Below are 19,653 nucleotides of genomic sequence, written 5' to 3'. Positions count from 1 at the left end.
TTGAAGGATGAAGAAGTTAGAGCAACATTATGAAATTTAAAGGAGGCTTTCTCATGAAGCTGAGGCACTTTTATATCAAGGTGAGCTTGTTCGGATTGCTGCTGCTGTTCTGCATTTTATTCGGTGTCAGTTTAGCGTCCAGCGGGATGGAACGAATTCAAGGTCCTCAACCTTCTGCGAAAGCCGCTGTACAAGACCCGGTGAAGCCAACTGGGAAGGGGACAGCTGCAGCTGCGAGTGCCGGAAAGGCAACCACGTCTCCAGCCCCCAAAAGTGACGCCGGCGCTAAAACAAATGCAGGTTCAACCGCGAAACCTGAAACCGAAAAGCAAGATCCCGTAGCCGACCACGACAACTCTCTGAATCATGTGGGAAATAAACTCGGAGACCTGCTGCAAATCGCATCGCATCATGGAATTAAGCTGTTTGTGTCGATCTTTGACGCTATATTGGGCAAAGGATAAGGGTGTACATTGCTGCAACTTCCCACAACTGCTATAATGAAAATTATTTGCATGTTGTGGGGGTTATTACGTTAGCATGACTGACATTCGCGAAAGACAATCAAGAATTCGAAACTTTTCAATCATCGCTCATATCGATCACGGCAAATCAACACTTGCTGACCGCATTTTGGAATATACAGGTGCGCTGTCGACCCGTGAGATGCAGGAGCAAGTACTTGACCAAATGGATCTGGAGCGGGAACGCGGGATTACAATCAAGCTGCAAGCGGTAAGACTGAATTACCGGGCGGATGACGGCATTGATTATATCCTTAATCTGATTGATACTCCAGGACACGTCGACTTTACTTATGAAGTATCCCGAAGCCTTGCGGCTTGCGAAGGCGCTTTGCTGGTCGTGGATGCTGCACAGGGTATTGAAGCTCAAACGCTGGCTAACGTGTATCTGGCGCTTGAAAATAACTTGGAAATTTTACCTGTTATTAATAAAATCGATTTGCCAAGCGCTGATCCGGATAAAGTGAAGCAGGAAGTCGAAGACGTGATCGGGCTTGATGCCAGCGATGCGGTGCTCGCTTCTGCGAAAGCAGGGATCGGCATTAAGGAAATCATCGAGCAAGTTTGCCAGAAAGTGCCGGCACCACAGGGCAATCCGGACAATCCGCTCAAAGCGTTGATTTTCGACTCTCACTATGACGCATACAAAGGTGTTATTGTTTATGTGCGTGTTGTTGACGGCTCGATCAAGGCAGGTTCCAAAATTAAGATGATGGCGACCAACAAAACGTTCGAAGTCATTGAGGTTGGCGCATTCAAGCCAAGAATGTCCTCGGTTCCATCGCTCGAAGTCGGAGATGTTGGTTTCATCGTTGCTGGTATCAAAAATGTCGGAGACACGCGCGTCGGGGACACGGTAACCGAAGCGGATCGTCAAGCGCCAGAGCCGCTGCCAGGCTATCGACGGATTAACCCGATGGTTTTCTGTGGATTGTATCCAATCGAAACAACGGATTACAATGATTTGCGTGAAGCCCTGCAGAAATTGGAGCTCAATGACGCATCACTTCGTTTCGAACCTGAAACGTCGACAGCGCTAGGATTTGGCTTCCGCTGTGGTTTCTTGGGGCTGCTGCACATGGAAATCATTCAGGAACGTATTGAACGTGAGTTCAACATTCCGTTAATTACGACGGCGCCAAGCGTTATCTACCGCATCACGTTAACGAATGGCGATGTGATTGACATTGATAACCCGTCGAACTATCCGGATCCGCAGCGTATCGATTTCGTTGAAGAGCCATACGTGAAAGCTTCCGTCATTGTGCCTAATGATTATGTAGGTACGATCATGGAGCTATGCCAAGGCAAACGCGGCGAATACTTGAACATGGAGTACTTGGATACGAACCGTGTCACGTTGACTTACGACATCCCATTGTCCGAGATCGTCTATGACTTTTTCGATATGTTGAAATCCAGAACAAAAGGTTATGCATCCTTTGATTACGAATTGTCCGGATACAAGAAGTCGAATCTCGTGAAAATGGACATTTTGCTCAATTCCGAGCAGGTCGATGCGCTCTCTTTCATTGTTCACCGTGACACCGCATATAACCGCGGCAAAATCATCTGTGACAAACTGAAAGATTTGATTCCTCGCCAAATGTTCGAGGTGCCGATTCAAGCGGCAATCGGACAAAAGATCGTAGCCCGTGAAACCGTTAAAGCCATGCGGAAGAACGTCCTTGCCAAGTGTTACGGCGGTGACATTTCGCGTAAACGGAAATTGCTCGACAAGCAAAAAGAAGGTAAAAAGCGCATGAAGCAGGTCGGCAGCGTGGAAGTGCCGCAAGAGGCGTTCATGGCTGTACTCAAAATAGACGAATAGTTTGCAGTGAATAAGAAGCTGGGGTGGCAGAGTACTCTGTCCCTTGGCTTCTTATCAGTTGATAACCTAGACAAACGCGCTCGTCCACAAGGACGACGAATTAGGCTGTCCAGGATAGAAAGGAAATACCCTTATGTTAGTTACTTATGCAGCTCCAACTGCTGTGTACATTCATATCCCGTTTTGCACAAATAAATGCCATTATTGCGATTTTAACTCCTATGTGCTCAAAGGCCAGCCTGTTATGGAATATTTAGACGCGCTGGAACGTGAAATGGAGCTTACCGTAAAAAATAACCCGCCGGCTAAAGTTGAGACAATTTTCGTAGGCGGAGGAACACCGACTGTTTTGCTTCCTGATCAAATGGAACGATTTTTGCGGATGGTACGCACGTATTTTCCGGCTGACGCGGCGGAAGTCGAATTTTCCATGGAAGCCAATCCGGGAACGACGGATGAAGATAAGCTTGCGGTAATGAAAGAAGGCGGAGTCAACCGTATAAGCTTTGGCGTACAGTCATTTAACAATGATTTGCTTTCGGCAATTGGCCGTATTCATAATACAGATGATGTGCATAGAAGCATTGAGAATGCCAAAAAGCTTGGCTTTGACAATTTGTCCATCGACTTAATGTTTGGTTTGCCGAAACAAACCGTTGAGATCATGCAGGCGACCCTGGATGAAGCTTTATCGCTTGATCTGCAGCATTACTCCATCTACAGCTTAAAAGTGGAAGAAAATACGTTGTTCCATACGTTATTCAACAAAAATCAGCTGCCGCTGCCAAGTGAAGATGAAGAGGTCGATATGTATGAGCTCATTATGAAACGTTTGGAAGCTGCAGGTTACAAGCAATATGAAATTAGCAACTTTGCGAAGCCAGGGCGGGAAAGCAGGCACAATACGATGTATTGGCGCAACCGATCTTACTATGGGCTTGGCGCAGGCGCGCATGGCTATATGAATAGGCAGCGTCATGTGAATGTAAAAGGGATTCAGCCATACATTGATGCCACTAAAGTCGGCTTGCCAATCATGGAACAATTTGAAGTTACGCGGCAGGAAGCCATGGAAGATTTCATGATGGTCGGCTTGCGTCTGTTGGAAGGCGTTCGGAATGTCGATTTCCAAGAGCAGTTTGGAGACACGATTGAAGCGCATTTCGGAGAAACCATTCAAGGCTGGGAACAGAAAAAGCTGTTGGAGCGAACGCCGGACGGGTATCGGTTATCCAAACAGGGCATTCTGCTGGGCAACGAAGTGTTTGCTTCCTTCTTAACTTAGGCACTTCTTGAATTTGACCCGGAATCGGGCAAAAAATTCCTTGTGCAAATATACGGTATGTTGTATATTTATACATGAATCCACAAGCGTTGCAGCAGTTAGGCTGTGAAGACGCTAGCGTGGGTTTTGTGCATTTTTGTTGCGATTGGTGGGATGACAGTGAATTCATCAACTACAGTGTCCGTTAGGAAAGCATCGATCATCGATATCGATAAGCTTTATGAAATTATACAAGGCTATGCGAAGCAGGGCATTATGCTGCCGCGTACCAAGGAAATGCTGGAGGAGCAAATTGACTCTTTCGTCGTTGCTGAGCATGATGGTACATTAATAGGCTGCGGCTCCCTTACAAGGCTTGGACCAGATCTTGTCGAGATTCGCTCGCTAGGGATGACGCCAGGCTTCAAAGGGCAAGGAATTGGCGGCAAGCTTGTTGATTTCCTGGTTGAAGAAGCAAGAAGCCAAGGCATTGTGAAAGTCATGGCGCTAACGTATGAAGTTGCTTTTTTTCAAAAAAATGGTTTTACCCTTGTACCAAAAGAGATTTTTCCGGAGAAGGTTTGGAAAGATTGTATGCATTGCAAAAAACAGTATTGCTGCGATGAAATCGCCGTACTCAAACGATTGGATTGACTTGACAACAGACCTTAGGGTCTGTTATTTTTGTATTAGGATTTAGCACTCACTAAATACGAGTGCTAACGAAAGTGATCATAGAGCGATTGTGAAGAGGAGGGGTACTTGATGTTGACGGATCGGCAACGCATGATTTTGAGTGCTATCATAGATGATTATGTTCGTTCAGCAGAGCCAATTGGTTCAAGAAGTATTTCTAAACGAGGCAATGTCGGATTTAGCCCGGCAACGATTCGTAACGAAATGTCCGATCTCGAAGAGATGGGTTACTTGGAGCAGCCCCATACGTCCGCAGGCCGTATACCCTCGCACAAAGGTTATCGTTACTATGTCGATCATCTGCTCCAGCATGGCACTTTGCATGAGAATGATTTGAATTCAATGAAGGGCACTTTTGCTCAGCGCATTCAAGAGATGGAAGGTGTTATCCAGCATGTTGCCGGTGTACTGTCCTCCTTGACGAATTATACATCGATTGTGCTCGGGCCTGAGGTATTCAGTACGACGTTGAAACATCTGCAGATTATCCCTCTTACCGAGACGACTGCTGTTGCCATCATTGTCATGAATACAGGGCATGTGGAGAACAAAACGATTACGATTCCTGATGGTATTCGAATGTCCGACATCGAGAAGGTTGTCAATATTCTAAATGCCAAATTGCAGAATGTGCCGCTGATCCAGTTTAAATCCCGACTTTATAATGAAGTCGCGAGCGAGCTGGGCAAATATGTGAATGGTTACCAGGAGCTGCTTTCGGTTGTGGAAAGTGTGCTGCAAAGTGATGAGAAGGATCGCGTGTTTCTTAGCGGTATGACCAACATGCTGACACAGCCTGAATTTAAGGATGTTGACAAGGTGAAAAGCATTTTTGATCTATTGGAAGAAGCACCTACACTTATCAAATTGTTTACTCCAACAAATGAAGGCATGGAGATCAAAATCGGTGCTGAAAATAGTATTGAAGCCATAAATAATTGCAGTTTGATTACGGCCTCCTATTCGATTGGCGGCCAGCCTCTGGGTACCATAGGCATCTTGGGGCCAACGCGAATGGAATACGGCAGGGTCATTAGTTTAATGAATCATTTATCGAAGCAAATGGAAGACGTGCTGGGACGTTGGTACGGCAAATGAGCGGTATCAAGACAGGACACAGCGAGGGCGAAGAACGCTACTCTACATTAGTTAATAATGCAGCAGCCGTTAGGGCTATTTGTTCCGCGGTTGAGGGCACACTGGGCCCTAAGGGACTGGACACCATGCTGGTTGGAGGACAGGGCGATGTCATCATCACCAATGATGGAGTCACCATTTTAGAAAAGATGGACGTCTCCCATCCAGCAGCCAGATTGATGATTCAAGTCGCAAGGAGCCAGCAGCGGCAAATTGGCGACGGCACGACGACAGCGACGGTTCTTGCCGGCGCGCTGGTGCAAGAAGGCGTCGCGCAAGTCACGCGCGGCGTACCGGTTGCCAAGGTCGTCAGCGGGATGCTGCAAGGCATCGAGCTGGCGGTAGAAAGCCTTGAGCGCCGCAGCCGCGCGATCACGGGTCTCAACGATGATGCGCTGAAACGCATCGCGATTACGGCAGGCCGAGAGCAGACGGATATCGCGAGGCTCATCGTTCAAGCCGCCGAAGCGGTCGGCGAGGCGAAGCTTCGCGAAGACGGCTATCGCTTCGCAGACAGCGTGATCGCCCATGAAGAGGCGAGCAGCGAGGTCTGGACCGGCATTCTGCTGAACCAGAAGCCGATGAACCTGCATCTCGACCAAGAGCGGCGAGATGCCCGCATTCTTGTGCTGCATGATGCCTTGGAGCCTGAGGCGGTCAGCGAGGAATCGCTGGTCACCGAGGCAGGCTTCCAGCGCTACATGCAGCTGAGAGAGCTTTTCCGCAGCAACCTTGCGTCGCTGCTGGAGCTTGGGGTCGGACTCATCGCGTCCGACCGCGGGGTTGACCCCGAGGCGGAGCAGTTCTGCTCCGACCATGGCATCATCGTGCTGCAGCGCTTGTCCCGCAGGGACTTGCAGCACCTGAGCGAGCACACCGGCGCTCGGCCGGTGCGTCGCACGGCGCTGCGCAAGAGCGCGCCGGAGCTTGACGCGGCGCTAGGCTGCGCGGGTTATGCCGCGTACGACGAGCGCCTGGGGCGCGTGCGCGTAGCGGGTGGTCACGGCGAGCAGCACGTGACCGTGATCGTCGGCGCGGCGACGCGCGAAGCGGCGCATGAGCGCTCGCGCATCGCCAAGGATGCCGCCTCGGCCGTGCAAGCCGCCGTGCGCGGCGGGTACTTGCCCGGAGGCGGCGCCGCAGAGATGGCGGTCGCGCATGATCTCGAGCGCGTCCGCGAGACGATGAAGGGCATGGAGGGCTTCGGTGTGGCCGCTGTCGCGGGAGCACTGCGCAAGCCGCTGGCTCAGATCGTTGTCAACGCGGGTTATAATCCGCTTGAGAAGGTTGAAGAGCTGAAAGCGGCGCAGATCGCGCTGGAAACCGACAGCCTCGGAATCGATTGCGACACCGGTCAGGTGACGGATTTCGTTGAAGCCGGCATTGTAGACCCCGCAGATGTGAAAATTCATGCATTGCAGGCTGCAGGAGAGGTTGCTGCCGCTGTACTGCGTATTCATACCGTGATTAAGATGAAGCAGCCTTTTGAAGAAGAGTAAAGCTGGGCAAACTGACGATAACGAAATTTTGTTGTATTATGTTGAGGAGGTGAAGGACAATTGAGTACTGATAACAAAACAGAAGAGCAAGACGTGAACACTACATACGCAGCCGACAACGAGCAAACCGCAGAAAACCAGGAAGATGCGGCAGCTCAAGACACTCAAGCTGATGCTTCTGCGGAGGCAAGTGAATTAGAGAAGGCGCGTGTGCAAGCCGAAGAAAACTACCAGCGTTTATTGCGCGTTCAAGCGGACTTCGACAACTTCCGCCGCCGCGCTAGAGCGGAGAAGGAAGACTTTGCTAAATATGCTTCACTTAAATTGATTGAGCAGCTTTTGCCGATTGTAGATAACTTCGATCGCGCGTTAGCGTCAAGTAAAGAGACGAAGGATTTCGACGCATTGGCCAAAGGTTTGGATATGACGTACCGCGGCATGGATCAACTGCTGACGGCTGAAGGCCTGAAGCCGATCGAAGCCGTTGGTCAACCGTTCAACCCGGAATTCCACCAGGCTGTCATGCAGGTTGAATCTGACGAGCACGAGGAAGGCATTGTCGTTGAGGAGCTTCAAAAAGGTTATATCCTTAAAGATAAAGTCATCCGACCAGCTATGGTGAAAGTTAGCTTCTAGATCTTATCATTTTAAACAATAAAAATATCGAATCTATTCAAATGTTCCCTAGGAGCAAAAGGAGGAAGCTTTAACATGAGTAAAGTAATTGGTATTGACTTAGGTACTACAAACTCTTGCGTAGCTGTTATGGAAGGCGGAGAAGCTGTCGTCATTCCTAACCCGGAAGGTAACCGCACGACGCCGTCCGTTGTTGGTTTCAAGAAAGATGGCGAGCGTGTTGTTGGTGAAACAGCAAAACGTCAAGCGATCACAAATCCTGACAAAACAATCAGCTCCATCAAGCGTCACATCGGTACGAACCACAAAGAGCACATCGATGGCAAAGACTATACGCCACAAGAAATTTCAGCGATTATTCTTCAAAAGCTGAAAGCTGACGCAGAAGCTTACCTGGGCCAATCGGTAACACAAGCGGTTATCACAGTTCCCGCTTATTTCAACGACAGCCAACGCCAAGCAACGAAAGATGCTGGTAAAATTGCTGGTCTTGAAGTACTTCGTATCGTCAATGAGCCTACAGCTGCAGCGCTTGCATACGGCTTGGAGAAAACAGAAGACCAAACAATTCTGGTCTATGACCTTGGGGGCGGTACGTTTGACGTGTCCATCCTTGAATTGGGCGATGGCTTCTTCGAAGTTAAAGCAACAAGCGGTGACAACAAACTGGGTGGCGATGATTTTGACCAAGTCATCATTGACTACCTCGTAGCTGAATTCAAAAAAGAGCAAGGCATTGACCTTAGCAAAGATAAAGCAGCGGTTCAACGTTTGAAAGATGCTGCTGAAAAAGCGAAAAAAGAGCTTTCCGGCGTACTGACGACAACGGTTTCCCTACCGTTCATCACAGTAGCTGACGGCGTGCCACAGCACTTGGAGTTAAACCTTACTCGTGCGAAGTTCGAAGAACTTTCCGCTCACTTGGTAGAAAGAACGCTTGGACCAACTCGTCAAGCTTTACAAGATTCCGGGTTATCCACTAGCCAAATCGACAAAGTTGTTCTTGTCGGCGGATCCACTCGTATTCCTGCGGTTGTAGAAGCGATCAAAAAATTGACAGGTAAAGAGCCTCACAAAGGCGTTAACCCGGATGAAGTTGTTGCTCTAGGCGCAGCAGTTCAAGCTGGTGTATTGACTGGTGAAGTTAAAGACGTTGTTCTTCTTGACGTAACGCCACTTTCCCTTGGTATCGAAACAGCAGGCGGCGTGTTCACGAAAATGATCGATCGCAACACGACGATCCCAACAACGAAATCACAAGTGTACTCCACTTATGCAGATAACCAAACTAGCGTAGAGATTCACGTGCTTCAAGGTGAGCGCTCCATGGCTAGCGGCAACAAAACACTGGGCCGTTTCATGCTTGGTGATATTCCTCCGGCTCCTCGCGGCGTTCCGCAAATCGAAGTTAGCTTCGATATCGATGCGAATGGTATCGTGAACGTATCCGCTTTGGATAAAGGAACAGGCAAAAGCCAAAAAATCACGATCACTTCTTCCAGCGGCTTAAGCGATGCGGAAGTTGAACAAATGGTGAAAGACGCGGAAGCTCACGCTGAAGAAGACCGCGCTCGTAAAGAGCTTGTAGAAGCTCGTAACGAAGCCGATCAACTTGTATACTCCGTTGACAAAACGATCAAAGATCTTGGCGACAAAGTAGACCAAGGCGAGATCGATAAAGCAAATGCTGCCAAAGAAAAAGTAACAGCTGCTCTAGCTGGCAACGATCTCGAAACGATCAAAGCGGCAACGGCAGAGCTTACAGAAGTGATCCAACAGCTTTCTGTGAAGCTGTATGAGCAAGCTTCCGCGGCGCAAGGAACTGAAGGCGCAGCTGATGCAGGCGCAGGCGAAGCTCCTAAAGGCAGAGAAAATGTTGTTGACGCGGACTACGAAGTGGTTGACGAACAAAAAAAATAAACATATCCTATAGTAATGCTGGATGTGTAGAAACGAATGAGTCAAAGCCAAGGGGGTTCCCCGTGGCTTTGACTTTCCGTTTGTAGTCTTGAACATGGGAGTGGAACAATGAGTAAACGTGATTATTACGAGGTGCTTGGGGTCGGCAAGGATGCTTCGCAAGAAGACATCAAAAAGGCTTACCGTAAAATGGCGCGTCAGTATCACCCTGACGTGAATAAAGCTGCGGATGCGGAAGATAAATTCAAAGAAGCAAAAGACGCGTATGATGTGCTTAGCGATAATCAGAAGAAAGCCCAATATGACCAGTTTGGTCACGTTGATCCGAACCAGGGGATGGGCGGCCAAGACTTCAGTGGCGGCTTTGGCGACATTTTTGATATGTTCTTTGGCGGTGGCGGCGGTAACCGTCGTAATCCGAATGCGCCGCAGCGCGGAAACGATTTGCAATACACAATGACGATTGAGTTTAAGGAAGCGATTTTCGGTAAAGAAACCGATATTCATATTCCGCGAACTGAAAATTGCGATACGTGTAACGGCTCTGGCGCCAAGCCGGGAACGAAGCCGGAAACTTGCGGCGGCTGTCACGGCAGCGGTCAACAAGAAGTTGTACAAAATACGGCATTCGGCCGCATTGTGAATCGCCGCGTATGTACGCAATGTAATGGCTCCGGTAAAATCATTAAAGAAAAATGCGGAACCTGCCATGGCGCGGGTAAAGTGAAAAAACAACGCACCATTCACATCAAGATTCCAGCTGGTGTGGACGACGGCGCACAACTTCGCGTATCAGGCGAAGGAGAAGGCGGTACTCGTGGAGGCCCATCTGGTGATCTTTACGTCGTCATTCGCGTGAAATCCCATGAATTCTTTGAGCGTGAAGGCAATGATGTCTATTGCGAAGTACCACTTACTTTTATGCAAGCGGCACTTGGTGATGAGATCGAGATCCCGACGCTGACAGAGAAAGTCAAGCTCAAAATTCCGGCTGGCACGCAAACCGATACGTATTTCCGCTTAAAAGGAAAAGGGGTTCCGCACTTGCGCGGCTTTGGTCAAGGTGACCAACACGTGAAAGTGATTGTGGTAACGCCTACGAACTTGAGCGAAGATCAGAAGGATTTGCTGCGCCAATTCGGCAAACAAACCGGTGAGCATACGCATGAGCAGAACCAATCGATTTTCGAACGTATGAAAAGAGCTTTCTTGGGCGACTAAATTCATATTTTCAATAAGAACCATGAACACTCCCTTGACGTTTTCACAGATTTTGATCTGTTGAAAAGGCCAGGTGGAGTGTTTTTTTGTTTGGCTGCAGGATGCACGTTCACAACTTGTTTACATTCAGCTAACAGTATATGGAATCTTTTACATAGCGAATACGTAACGATAACTTCCTCTTAATCTATGAAAGTTATGCTAGATTACGTGAGATACTTAATATTTGGAGGGAATACACCTTGAAAAAAAGCTTGAAACAAATCATGGGATCCGGTCTAGCCATTTCCTTACTGGCCTTAAACGTAGCTGGCGTAGCATCAGCTGCTGAAACAACTCCGACTTCTGTTCCAACCGAGAAACCGCAGTCCAAAAACCTGATCGTACTGATCGGTGACGGCATGGGTCCGGCTGAAGTGACGGCAGCAAGATACTACTCCAAAAAGTTTTTAAATAAAGACCGCTTAGAGCTTGATGGCGGATACTATGTTGGTAAAGCAACTACATACTCGCAACCAGGTCCATACACGTCGGAATCCGGTGCTGTAACAGACTCCGCTGCAGCTGCAACGGCCTTCTCGACTGGTAACAAAACTTATAATAATGCTATCAGCGTGTCTAACGGTGACGTTGCCAAGCCTTTTGGCTCAGTCATTGAAGCAGCAATGAAGCAGGGCAAAGCAACCGGACTTGTTACTACAGATAATATTACTGGAGCAACACCTGCGGTATGGGCATCCCATGTTCGCCAGCGCAGCAATCAAAATGCAATTGCTTCGCAATACTTAGCAAGCGGAGTGAATGTTTTTTTCGGAGGCGGTAAAACGAACTTTGTAACAAAAGACGATAAAGGAAAACGTACTGACAAAAATATCATTCCTGACTATGAAGCAAAAGGCTTCAAAACAGCGTTTGATAAAGCAGGTTTAGATGCAATTCCAGCTACAGCTGACCATGCACTTGGACTTTTCGCAATGAACGAAATTCCATACGTACTGGACCGCGATGCGAGCACACCAAGCTTACCGCAAATGACGCAAAAAGCACTTGATATTTTATCCCAAAATAAAGATGGTTTCGTGCTATTGGTTGAACAAGGACGTATCGATCACGCGGGCCACGCAAACGATCTGCCAGCTAACGTTCAAGAAATGCTGGAGCTGGATGCAACTTTCAAAACGTTGGTTGATTTCGCGAAAAAAGACGGAAATACTTCCGTTGTTGTCACGGCTGACCACGAAACAGGCGGATTGTCCTTGGGAATTAACAATGTGTACGAATTGAATGTTGATTTGTTTAACAAGGAGAAGCACTCCTATGAGTATTTGGATGCAATTTTGAAAGCAGCTCAAACAGCTGAAGACGTTCGTAAAATCGTTGCTGATAACGTTGGTTTCACAGACTTGTCTGACGAGGAAGTTGCTTTGATATTGAAAGGTGACGGTTCATCCTACGGGCGTGCTGGCGGGTACAACGCGGTAGTGTCCAAGCGTTTGGCTATTGGCTGGACGGGACATGGACATACTGGCGTAGACGTTGGGGTATGGGCATACGGGCCGATCGCTTCTTTGGTTAAAGGCGACATCGATAATACGGATATTGCCAAAAGCGGTGCAAAAGTAATTGGCGCTGACCTTGCTGCAGCAACAAAAGAATTGCAAGATAAGTACTTGTATCCATTGTTTAAAGTGACTCGCGATAACAAAACATTGTTTACAGCGAAATCGCTTGCTGAAGCATTAGATATTCAAGTTGTTTGGGACGAAGCAACGAAATCCGTTACACTTTCCAAAGACAACCAAAAATTGTCCGTTCTTGTTGAAACGGGCGCTATCACTGAAAATGGCAGCGAAAGCACACTTGTTGGCAATGTCGACAATGGCAAGCTATACCTGCCGCTGGAAGCATTCAATAAGCTGACTGGCAAAACGATGACATGGGATTCCTTCAACGAGCGCATCGTGAAAAACTAAAAGCAAAGGCAAAGAAAGGACAGGGGATCACGCTTCCCTTGTCCTCTTTTCCTATCTTGGACCTATGAATTTGGAGGACAGCTATGATTGAGTTGAACAATATTTCAAAGTCATTCACGATGCATGGGCAAAAGCTGCAGATACTAAGCGTTCCTTCGTGGAGCCTTGCGCAAGGGGAACGCATTGCTTTGCTCGGCCCGAGCGGAAGCGGTAAAAGCACGCTCCTGCACTTGCTCAGCGGTGTTATGGTTCCAGACGAAGGGGAAATACGTGTGAACGGCTTACCGCTCCATACGTTTTCGCAAAGTAAGAGAGACCGTTTCCGTGCGGAGCATGTCGGTTATATTTTTCAAGATTTTCATTTGATTTCGTCACTGACCGCCAGACAGAACGTTGAGCTCATTGTTCCGGATACCTGGTCGAAGAAGATGACCAAAGACCAGCTTGACGACTGGTTTGAGAGAGTCGGCTTGAAGGATCGTCAGCATCATATGCCGAATGAGCTGTCGAGAGGTCAGCAGCAGAGAGCCGCCATAATTCGAGCTATTCTAACTAAGCCGCAGCTTGTGCTCGCCGATGAGCCTACAGGCAGTTTAGATTGGGAAACAGCTGGTGAGGTCATGTCGCTATTGCTGAACATTTGTGAGACCGAGAAGCTCACGCTCGTTACCGTTACTCACGATTTGCATCTGGCGGAAATGTACCCGACACGTATTCATATCGGGGAAATTAATGAGCTATCGAGGAGAAATGCCGTATGAGATTAGTGGCTTTAGTCTGGAGAAATATGCTTCACCGTAAAACACTCTCACTGCTAACCATTTTATCTGTAACGATTACGGCCGCTTTGGTTGTGTTTTTACTGCTTTGCAGCGAAGGGCTTGAGCAGGGAGCTGAGAAGGGCTACGGTCCCTTCGAGGTAACGATTGGTGCCAAAGGCAGCGCGTCGCAGCTTGCTTTGAACACTTATTATCATGTAGGCGCTCCTACAGGGAATGTACCGTTTTCACTGCTCAGCCAGCTTCAAAAGGATGAGTCCGTTGATCGTGCCTATGCAATGACGACGGGAGATAATTATAACGGATTTCCTATCGTTGGGATTGAACCCGGCTATTTCGCTTCCCGCTATGGAACAGAGAAGCAGATGGCGGGAGGGAAAATGTACGGAAAGCTTGGCGAGACCATTGTCGGATCGCACGTTGCGAGCTCGCTAGGGCTTCATATCGGAGATAAATTCCAGGGCGCGCACGGCTTGATTAAAGGGCTGGAAGAAGCGGAAGGCGAAGATCACGGAGATGAATCGGTTGAAGAGGAGCATCATCATAATTTTACATATACCGTAGTTGGTATCTTACCGCCATTATTTACTTCCGATGATCGTGCTGTTTTTACTACTTTGGATTACGCTTGGGCTGTGCATGAGGGGCAGGATGCTGAACATCGGGAAGTTACTTCCATTCTAATCAAGCCGAAGACGCTGCTCGGTGCGCAATTGATCAAAACGAAATACGGTCAAATAAACAATGTTCAAGCGATTTATACAAGCAAAGCGGTTGCTGATGTTGTGAACGTCATCGATAAAGGAACCGGGGCGTTAACGGTTGTAACGATCATCTGCATTTTGCTTGCTGCAGGCACCATCCTTCTTTCGCTTGTCGCAGCTGTGAATGAACGGAAGAAAGACGTCGCTTTACTGCGTTTAATTGGAAAATCCAAAGGATTTATTTGGTCCTCGCTGATCGGGGAGGGATTATTGCTGACGGTGATCGGCCTTGTTCTGGGCATGCTGTCAGGCCATCTCGGCGGTTATTTAAGCCGCGAAGCTGTATTTGAATATACAGGTTTGCAGCTGCAATCCTTTCAGTTCATGCAAGGAGAATGGCTGTTAATCGCAGGAACATTAGGAATTGGTGTTCTTGCTTCAGCAGGACCGGCATTGCAGGCCTATCGTGTAGATCCATTGCAATTATTCAAGTCATGAAGTCTGAGGTGATGAAAATGAGAAAAATGCTGTTCACGTCCGTTTTGGCTGTCGTCCTACTCGTTTCAGGATGCGGTCAAAAGAAAATGGACACCGCAGGTCAAACGTTCGGCAGTATGGATCAGACCACGATCGAAAGCTCTGTGCCTTCTCCACTTCCAACTGTAAGTGCACAGCCAGTTCCATCTGTTACACCGGACAAAGCAGTTCCGTCCGAATCGCCAAAGCCTACTGCAGAACCTGTGGCGACAACAACCGTTACAGAAACGCAGCCTACACCGGTACCATCTCCAAAAGTATCGGAGCCTCCAAAAGCTGTGCAAAGCACACCTCCACAAGTTGACGCAACAAATGTCAAAACGGATGCTGCGCCGCCCTCCAGCCCGCAACCGAAGCCTACGGCCACGGAACCAAGCAAAACCGTAAAGCAGTCACCAGCGTCCAACGAAATAAACTGGGATCAGTTTTTTGACAATGAGAAACAGGATACCCCTTCGGATCGCTTCTGGGATATGAGTGGTAAAACCGTGCAAATCAAAGGCTTTATGGGTGAAGTACTCTCCTTTGAAAAGCATTGGTTCCTGCTGATACCAAAACCGGGAGCAGAATGCCCTTTTGATAATGGGGATGAAACCTATTGGAATAAAATTATGATCGTATTTGTGCCGGATGATGTCAAACTTCGATACACTTCGGGTCCACTGCTCATCACAGGCAAGCTCGATGTAGGCGTGAAGCTGGATGAATCGGGTTACAAGACGATGTTTCGGCTCTATGATGCCTCTTTCGAGAAAATAAAGGAATAGGCTGTTTCGTATAATAAAGACTCGTTTTGGCAAACTAAAAACTGGATTTTACTATGATAGCTTTTAGGAGGTTCAACGATGAGTGCGAAACAAAATCAAGAAAAGCAAAGTCATTTGCCAGTTGCCAAAAATGAGGATGTAGAATTTTCGGCTGAGGTTGCCGATCGGGACGATTTCGAGGCGGCCGAACGGGCGAAAGCCGCGGATCATAGACAGGAAGACAATTAACATGGCGGAAAAAGCAATTCTTGCTTATTTCCATTCTCCTGAGCAAGCCGAAGGTGCGGCAGCCAAGCTTAAAGCGCTAAGAGCTGCTGAAGTTCAGGTGGACCGGTTCAATAATGAGATTGGACGCGGTTTTGAATCTGCGATGGCGGATAGTATGATGAGCGTAGACGGGGACATGAAGTCAGTAGGCTTGGATATCATCCTGACTGCAGTCATTGACGACTCTGTGTACGATCAAGCATGCCGTGTTATTGAGAGTGCCGGCGGTTCCATATAAACGAACAAAAGCATCGTTACCCGTGTAATGCGCGAGTAATCGATGCTTTTATATTTTTGCAAAAGATAAGTTAATTATGAACGTTCATTAAATGAATGAGTTGATCGGGAGCATCTGTAATAATACTTGTGACACCGAGCGCAAGCATACGCTTCATCACCGGTTTGTCGTTGACCGTCCAAGCGTAAACTTCTTTGTTGTGCGATGCGGCTTCTTTCATGAATTCTTCGTTGACTAGCGGGTATGCCGCAGAGACGACGTCGTAATCTTGACTTTCCCAAAGGGAGGAAGTTTCTGATTTCTGACTTATTATAAGCCCCGTTTTAATACGAGGGTTCATTTTTTTTACGGTGTGAAGTAAAGCGGCATCAAAGGACGTGACCGTGCATTGCTTTTCAAACTCATGAGCGCCAATGATTTGAACCGTCTTCTGAGCAAGTTGTACACCATGCCCATTATTTTTCAGCTCTATATTTAGCTTGATCCGGTCTTTGGCCAGCTCGATCACTTCATCGAGGGTAGGGACGCGGTCGCTTTTAAACTTTGGGCTGAACCAATTGCCGGCACTGGCAGATTTAAGCTCAGATGAGGTGACTTCCCACATGTTTTTGTTGATGCCCGTCGTGCGTTGAGCACTGTCATCATGCATGAGCATAACAACTCCGTCCGACGTTTCTTGCACGTCTAGTTCGGCGAATCCAGCTTTATCCGCAATGGCTTGGCGGAACGCGCTCAAGGTATTCTCAGGCGCTTTCTTGGAGCTGCCGCGGTGAGCGGTCACTTGGCTGTAGTTATCAGCCAGCAGGGTGGCACTGGCAAAAGGTGCTGTGAGTTCCAACCCAACAATAATAAGAAAAATGAGGAAAGTTCTTACCATGCGAAGACTCCATTCTGGGATAGTATAAGTGAGGTAATAGCCATTGATAACTGTTGTTCACCTGTTATTAAATGTACCACGAATGTATTAGGAGATTATTAAGAAAATAAAAAAATATAGCGCTTACATTCAGGTTATTTTACCCAAGAAGCGAAGTGTAGTACAATGATCCTTGTAAAAATAGCCCTGATGGGCTTATTTTCGCGAAGGTGATAACAGATAGGAGGAGCACGACTGATGCTTTGGCAAGAATTAACCGTACATACGACAGAAGAAGCAATAGAAATGATTACGAACTTTGTTCATGAATTAGGCGCTGGGGGCGTCTCTATTGAAGAGTCAGGGACATTAAACAAAGAACGGGATACGTCATTTGGCCAACTGTATGAAACGCCTTTTAACGACATTCCCGAAGGAAGAGCTGTGATCAAAGGCTATTTCTACCATGGGACGGACATGGAGCCGGTGATGGCGAATTTAAAGGCTTCGGTCGAACAACTGAGCGAATTCGACATTGATACGGGCAATCCAACTTATGAACTTAGAGAAGTGGATGACGAGGATTGGGCGCACGCATGGAAGCAATATTTCAAACCGATTCGCATCACGGACCGTCTAACGATTAAACCGACATGGGAAGAGTATACAGCTTCACCTGGTGAACTGATTCTGGAGCTTGATCCTGGCATGGCGTTCGGAACAGGCACACATGCGACAACGTCACTATGCTTGAAAACGCTGGAGAAGGTGCTTCAGCCAGGGGATGATGTCATTGATGTTGGAACGGGTTCCGGCATTTTGTCCGTTGCAGCTGCCAAACTCGGAGCCAAGCATGTTTTAGCCGTGGATTTAGATCCTGTTGCTGTTACCAGTGCTGAGGATAATACGAAACAGAATGGGCTCGAATCTAACATTACGGTAAAATTGAGTGATTTGCTTGGTGTTCTGAAAGAAAGCGAAACAGAAGGCGCTAGCAAGCTTGGCGTCACGATTCCAGTGCAACTCGTTGTTGCTAACATTTTGGCAGAGGTTATTGTTACTTTCGTTGATGATGTTTATGAAGTTCTGCAGCAAGGTGGCTATTACATAACGTCCGGTATTATTACCGCTAAGGAAGAGCTCGTCGAAAAAGCGCTGGTTGCTGCCAAATTTACAATTGTAGAGAAAAACTATGATTCGAATTGGGTTGTAATCGTAGCTAGAAAGCTGTAGGTGTTCATCCATGGGAGGATTATTGTTTTATGACTGGAGTACGCTGCCTTTCGTTATTCTGGTCCTCGTGCTTTCATTTACGATTCATGAATTCGCACATGCGTATAGCGCTTATAAATTAGGAGATTCTACGGCTTATCAATTCGGCAGGGTTTCCTTGAATCCGATGGTGCATTTGGATCTTTTCGGGACCATTATGCTGCTCATTGCCGGGTTCGGTTGGGCGAAACCGGTCCCTGTCAACCGCGGGAATTTCAAAAGCCCCCGTTTAATGGGGATTATCGTTACCGCCGCAGGGCCGATAAGCAACTTGATTCTTGCATTTATCAGTTTATTTGTATTTGTGCTCTTCCAGAAATACGGCTGGCTCGAAGGCATGTCAACGGGAAGCGCCAGTGCAATTCTAATCTTTTTAAAATTAATGGTGAGCACGAATCTGACTTTGTTCTTGTTCAACCTCATTCCAATTCCGCCGCTCGATGGGTACCGTATCATTCAAGATCTCGTGGATTTGAGATACACGGAGTCTTTACAAAAGTTTGAGCAGTGGGCATCGGTCATTTTCCTGCTTGTTGTATTCGTTCGACCGCTGCGCCAGGTGACATTAGATCCTTATTTAGGATTAGGGAATAATATCATAGAGCTATTTTCCAAGCCAATTGCGTTCATTCTTGGTTTGTAGCTGCCAGTTTCATCCCTTTGTAGCTTTTCTGGTTCAAAAAGGGTATGATGGTGAGTGGAAGATTGACCTAGGAATCCAATTGACATGGAAATGAACGAAGATAGAGAGGCTTGGACTATGCAGCGTTATTTTCTCCCGCCCGAGCAGTTTCACCTTGACAATCAGACTGTCACCATTGAGGGAGACGACGCACATCATCTGATGCGCGTGATGCGGGCAGACATCGGCGACAAGGTGATTTGCAGCAATGGCTTGGATCGCGAAGTGCTCGTACGGATTTCTCAGTTAGACAAAGGGCTGGTAACCGCGGAAATCGTGGAAGAACTGCCGATGGACGCTGAGTCGGCGGTTCAAGTCTGGATTGCGCAGAGCCTGCCCAAAGGCGATAAGATGGAAACGATCATTCAAAAAGGGACCGAGATCGGGGCAGCCCGGTTTCTTCCTTTTTTATCGGAGCGTACGATTGTGCAATACGACGCCAAGAAGGAAGCGAAGCGGACGGAACGTTGGCAGAAGATTGCCAAAGAAGCCGCTGAGCAAGCACATCGCAATCGTGTGCCGCAGGTAGAAGCCGTTTATTCGTGGAAGCAGCTGCTTCAGCAAGCCAAAGAAGCGGATGCTGCGTGGATCTGCTATGAAAAAGAAGATGGCCAGCAATTGAAGCCAGCCATCCAGGAAGCGCTCGCCGCGGGTAAATTGGGACAAGGAAGCAAAGTCGTTATTGCAGTGGGGCCGGAAGGCGGATTTACGGAACAAGAAATCAGGCAGGCCGAAGAGGCAGGCTTCCGATCCGTATCCCTAGGGGCTCGTATTTTACGCACGGAGACTGCTGCGATGGTAGGTCTTACGTGTCTTTTCTATGAAACCGGAGAGATGGGAGGATAAGCGT

General features: G+C 47.8%; 19 protein-coding genes. 18 read left to right on the top strand and 1 reads right to left on the bottom strand.

Translation table 11 applies throughout. From position 1 onward, the window contains the following. Nucleotides 1-53 precede the first annotated feature (53 nt). The 15 genes from PCH02S_RS02665 (at nucleotide 54) to PCH02S_RS02595 (ending at nucleotide 15,993) form a co-directional block, all read left to right on the top strand. Nucleotides 54-464, top strand: coding sequence for a DUF3679 domain-containing protein (locus tag PCH02S_RS02665; RefSeq protein WP_164819411.1), 411 nt, complete (start codon nucleotides 54-56; stop codon nucleotides 462-464). 76 nt (nucleotides 465-540) lie between these two features. Continuing rightward, nucleotides 541-2,355 (top strand): translation elongation factor 4, encoded by a 1,815-nt coding sequence (gene lepA / locus PCH02S_RS02660; RefSeq protein WP_127449829.1) that lies wholly within the window; start codon nucleotides 541-543, stop codon nucleotides 2,353-2,355. A 133-nt stretch (nucleotides 2,356-2,488) separates the two neighbouring features. Continuing rightward, on the top strand, nucleotides 2,489-3,640 hold the full coding sequence (gene hemW / locus PCH02S_RS02655) for a radical SAM family heme chaperone HemW (RefSeq protein WP_127449827.1): 1,152 nt from the start codon (nucleotides 2,489-2,491) through the stop codon (nucleotides 3,638-3,640). Nucleotides 3,641-3,799: 159 nt separating this feature from the next. Then, on the top strand, nucleotides 3,800-4,273 hold the full coding sequence (locus tag PCH02S_RS02650) for an N-acetyltransferase (RefSeq protein WP_246068928.1): 474 nt from the start codon (nucleotides 3,800-3,802) through the stop codon (nucleotides 4,271-4,273). 111 nt (nucleotides 4,274-4,384) lie between these two features. Continuing rightward, nucleotides 4,385-5,413: a heat-inducible transcriptional repressor HrcA gene (gene hrcA / locus PCH02S_RS02645; RefSeq protein WP_127449825.1), complete on the top strand. Its 1,029-nt coding sequence runs from the start codon at nucleotides 4,385-4,387 to the stop codon at nucleotides 5,411-5,413. Beyond that, nucleotides 5,410-6,951, top strand: a complete 1,542-nt coding sequence (locus tag PCH02S_RS02640) for a TCP-1/cpn60 chaperonin family protein (RefSeq protein WP_127449823.1) — start codon at nucleotides 5,410-5,412, stop codon at nucleotides 6,949-6,951. Before hrcA ends, PCH02S_RS02640 begins: the two co-directional genes overlap by 4 nt. Nucleotides 6,952-7,011: 60 nt before the next feature. Further along, complete coding sequence (grpE, locus tag PCH02S_RS02635; protein WP_127449821.1) at nucleotides 7,012-7,587, top strand: nucleotide exchange factor GrpE; 576 nt, start codon at nucleotides 7,012-7,014, stop codon at nucleotides 7,585-7,587. Nucleotides 7,588-7,662: 75 nt separating this feature from the next. Then, on the top strand, nucleotides 7,663-9,507 hold the full coding sequence (gene dnaK / locus PCH02S_RS02630) for a molecular chaperone DnaK (RefSeq protein WP_127449819.1): 1,845 nt from the start codon (nucleotides 7,663-7,665) through the stop codon (nucleotides 9,505-9,507). Between the two features lie 108 nt (nucleotides 9,508-9,615). Further along, nucleotides 9,616-10,728, top strand: a complete 1,113-nt coding sequence (gene dnaJ / locus PCH02S_RS02625; protein WP_127449817.1) for a molecular chaperone DnaJ — start codon at nucleotides 9,616-9,618, stop codon at nucleotides 10,726-10,728. 242 nt (nucleotides 10,729-10,970) lie between these two features. Continuing rightward, nucleotides 10,971-12,701 carry an alkaline phosphatase gene (locus tag PCH02S_RS02620; protein ID WP_307719921.1) on the top strand — a complete coding sequence of 577 codons (1,731 nt, stop codon included), beginning with the start codon at nucleotides 10,971-10,973 and terminating at the stop codon, nucleotides 12,699-12,701. Nucleotides 12,702-12,784: 83 nt separating this feature from the next. Further along, nucleotides 12,785-13,462, top strand: coding sequence for an ABC transporter ATP-binding protein (locus PCH02S_RS02615; protein WP_127449815.1), 678 nt, complete (start codon nucleotides 12,785-12,787; stop codon nucleotides 13,460-13,462). Continuing rightward, on the top strand, nucleotides 13,459-14,682 hold the full coding sequence (locus tag PCH02S_RS02610) for an ABC transporter permease (protein ID WP_127449813.1): 1,224 nt from the start codon (nucleotides 13,459-13,461) through the stop codon (nucleotides 14,680-14,682). Before PCH02S_RS02615 ends, PCH02S_RS02610 begins: the two co-directional genes overlap by 4 nt. A 17-nt stretch (nucleotides 14,683-14,699) precedes the next feature. Beyond that, complete coding sequence (locus PCH02S_RS02605; protein WP_127449811.1) at nucleotides 14,700-15,488, top strand: hypothetical protein; 789 nt, start codon at nucleotides 14,700-14,702, stop codon at nucleotides 15,486-15,488. 78 nt (nucleotides 15,489-15,566) lie between these two features. After that, entirely contained in the window at nucleotides 15,567-15,716 is a 150-nt protein-coding gene (locus tag PCH02S_RS02600; protein ID WP_127449809.1) for a YfhD family protein, read from the top strand. A 1-nt stretch (nucleotide 15,717) separates the two neighbouring features. Continuing rightward, nucleotides 15,718-15,993 carry a hypothetical protein gene (locus PCH02S_RS02595; protein WP_127449807.1) on the top strand — a complete coding sequence of 92 codons (276 nt, stop codon included), beginning with the start codon at nucleotides 15,718-15,720 and terminating at the stop codon, nucleotides 15,991-15,993. Between the two features lie 70 nt (nucleotides 15,994-16,063). Here the strand turns inward: PCH02S_RS02595 and PCH02S_RS02590 are convergent, their stop codons facing one another. Next, the gene (locus tag PCH02S_RS02590; protein ID WP_127449805.1) at nucleotides 16,064-16,870 is read right to left on the bottom strand and encodes a glycerophosphodiester phosphodiesterase; all 807 of its coding nucleotides are present in this window, start codon (nucleotides 16,868-16,870) and stop codon (nucleotides 16,064-16,066) included. Nucleotides 16,871-17,107: 237 nt separating this feature from the next. Between PCH02S_RS02590 and prmA the strand changes: the two genes are divergently transcribed. The 3 genes from prmA (at nucleotide 17,108) to PCH02S_RS02575 (ending at nucleotide 19,649) form a co-directional block, all read left to right on the top strand. After that, on the top strand, nucleotides 17,108-18,082 hold the full coding sequence (gene prmA, locus PCH02S_RS02585) for a 50S ribosomal protein L11 methyltransferase (protein ID WP_127449803.1): 975 nt from the start codon (nucleotides 17,108-17,110) through the stop codon (nucleotides 18,080-18,082). A gap of 10 nt (nucleotides 18,083-18,092) precedes the next feature. Beyond that, on the top strand, nucleotides 18,093-18,764 hold the full coding sequence (locus PCH02S_RS02580) for a site-2 protease family protein (RefSeq protein ID WP_127449801.1): 672 nt from the start codon (nucleotides 18,093-18,095) through the stop codon (nucleotides 18,762-18,764). 117 nt (nucleotides 18,765-18,881) lie between these two features. After that, on the top strand, nucleotides 18,882-19,649 hold the full coding sequence (locus PCH02S_RS02575; RefSeq protein WP_127450503.1) for a 16S rRNA (uracil(1498)-N(3))-methyltransferase: 768 nt from the start codon (nucleotides 18,882-18,884) through the stop codon (nucleotides 19,647-19,649). Nucleotides 19,650-19,653: the final 4 nt, after the last annotated feature.

It is taken from the genome of Paenibacillus chondroitinus NBRC 15376, from assembly GCF_004000765.1.
Lineage (GTDB): Bacteria > Bacillota > Bacilli > Paenibacillales > NBRC-103111 > Paenibacillus_E > Paenibacillus_E chondroitinus.
This window is presented reverse-complemented; position numbering and strand designations above follow the sequence as displayed.

What these genes read in the sequence shown, in the direction of transcription:
- PCH02S_RS02665 (WP_164819411.1), top strand. Translation starts at nt 54, where the DNA reads ATGAAGCTGAGGCACTTTTATATCAAGGTGAGCTTGTTCGGATTGCTG.
- lepA (WP_127449829.1), top strand. Translation starts at nt 541, where the DNA reads ATGACTGACATTCGCGAAAGACAATCAAGAATTCGAAACTTTTCAATC.
- hemW (WP_127449827.1), top strand. Translation starts at nt 2,489, where the DNA reads ATGTTAGTTACTTATGCAGCTCCAACTGCTGTGTACATTCATATCCCG.
- hrcA (WP_127449825.1), top strand. Translation starts at nt 4,385, where the DNA reads ATGTTGACGGATCGGCAACGCATGATTTTGAGTGCTATCATAGATGAT.
- PCH02S_RS02640 (WP_127449823.1), top strand. Translation starts at nt 5,410, where the DNA reads ATGAGCGGTATCAAGACAGGACACAGCGAGGGCGAAGAACGCTACTCT.
- dnaK (WP_127449819.1), top strand. Translation starts at nt 7,663, where the DNA reads ATGAGTAAAGTAATTGGTATTGACTTAGGTACTACAAACTCTTGCGTA.
- dnaJ (WP_127449817.1), top strand. Translation starts at nt 9,616, where the DNA reads ATGAGTAAACGTGATTATTACGAGGTGCTTGGGGTCGGCAAGGATGCT.
- PCH02S_RS02615 (WP_127449815.1), top strand. Translation starts at nt 12,785, where the DNA reads ATGATTGAGTTGAACAATATTTCAAAGTCATTCACGATGCATGGGCAA.
- PCH02S_RS02610 (WP_127449813.1), top strand. Translation starts at nt 13,459, where the DNA reads ATGAGATTAGTGGCTTTAGTCTGGAGAAATATGCTTCACCGTAAAACA.
- PCH02S_RS02605 (WP_127449811.1), top strand. Translation starts at nt 14,700, where the DNA reads ATGAGAAAAATGCTGTTCACGTCCGTTTTGGCTGTCGTCCTACTCGTT.
- PCH02S_RS02600 (WP_127449809.1), top strand. Translation starts at nt 15,567, where the DNA reads ATGAGTGCGAAACAAAATCAAGAAAAGCAAAGTCATTTGCCAGTTGCC.
- PCH02S_RS02595 (WP_127449807.1), top strand. Translation starts at nt 15,718, where the DNA reads ATGGCGGAAAAAGCAATTCTTGCTTATTTCCATTCTCCTGAGCAAGCC.
- PCH02S_RS02590 (WP_127449805.1), bottom strand. Translation starts at nt 16,870, where the DNA reads ATGGTAAGAACTTTCCTCATTTTTCTTATTATTGTTGGGTTGGAACTC.
- prmA (WP_127449803.1), top strand. Translation starts at nt 17,108, where the DNA reads ATGCTTTGGCAAGAATTAACCGTACATACGACAGAAGAAGCAATAGAA.
- PCH02S_RS02580 (WP_127449801.1), top strand. Translation starts at nt 18,093, where the DNA reads ATGGGAGGATTATTGTTTTATGACTGGAGTACGCTGCCTTTCGTTATT.
- PCH02S_RS02575 (WP_127450503.1), top strand. Translation starts at nt 18,882, where the DNA reads ATGCAGCGTTATTTTCTCCCGCCCGAGCAGTTTCACCTTGACAATCAG.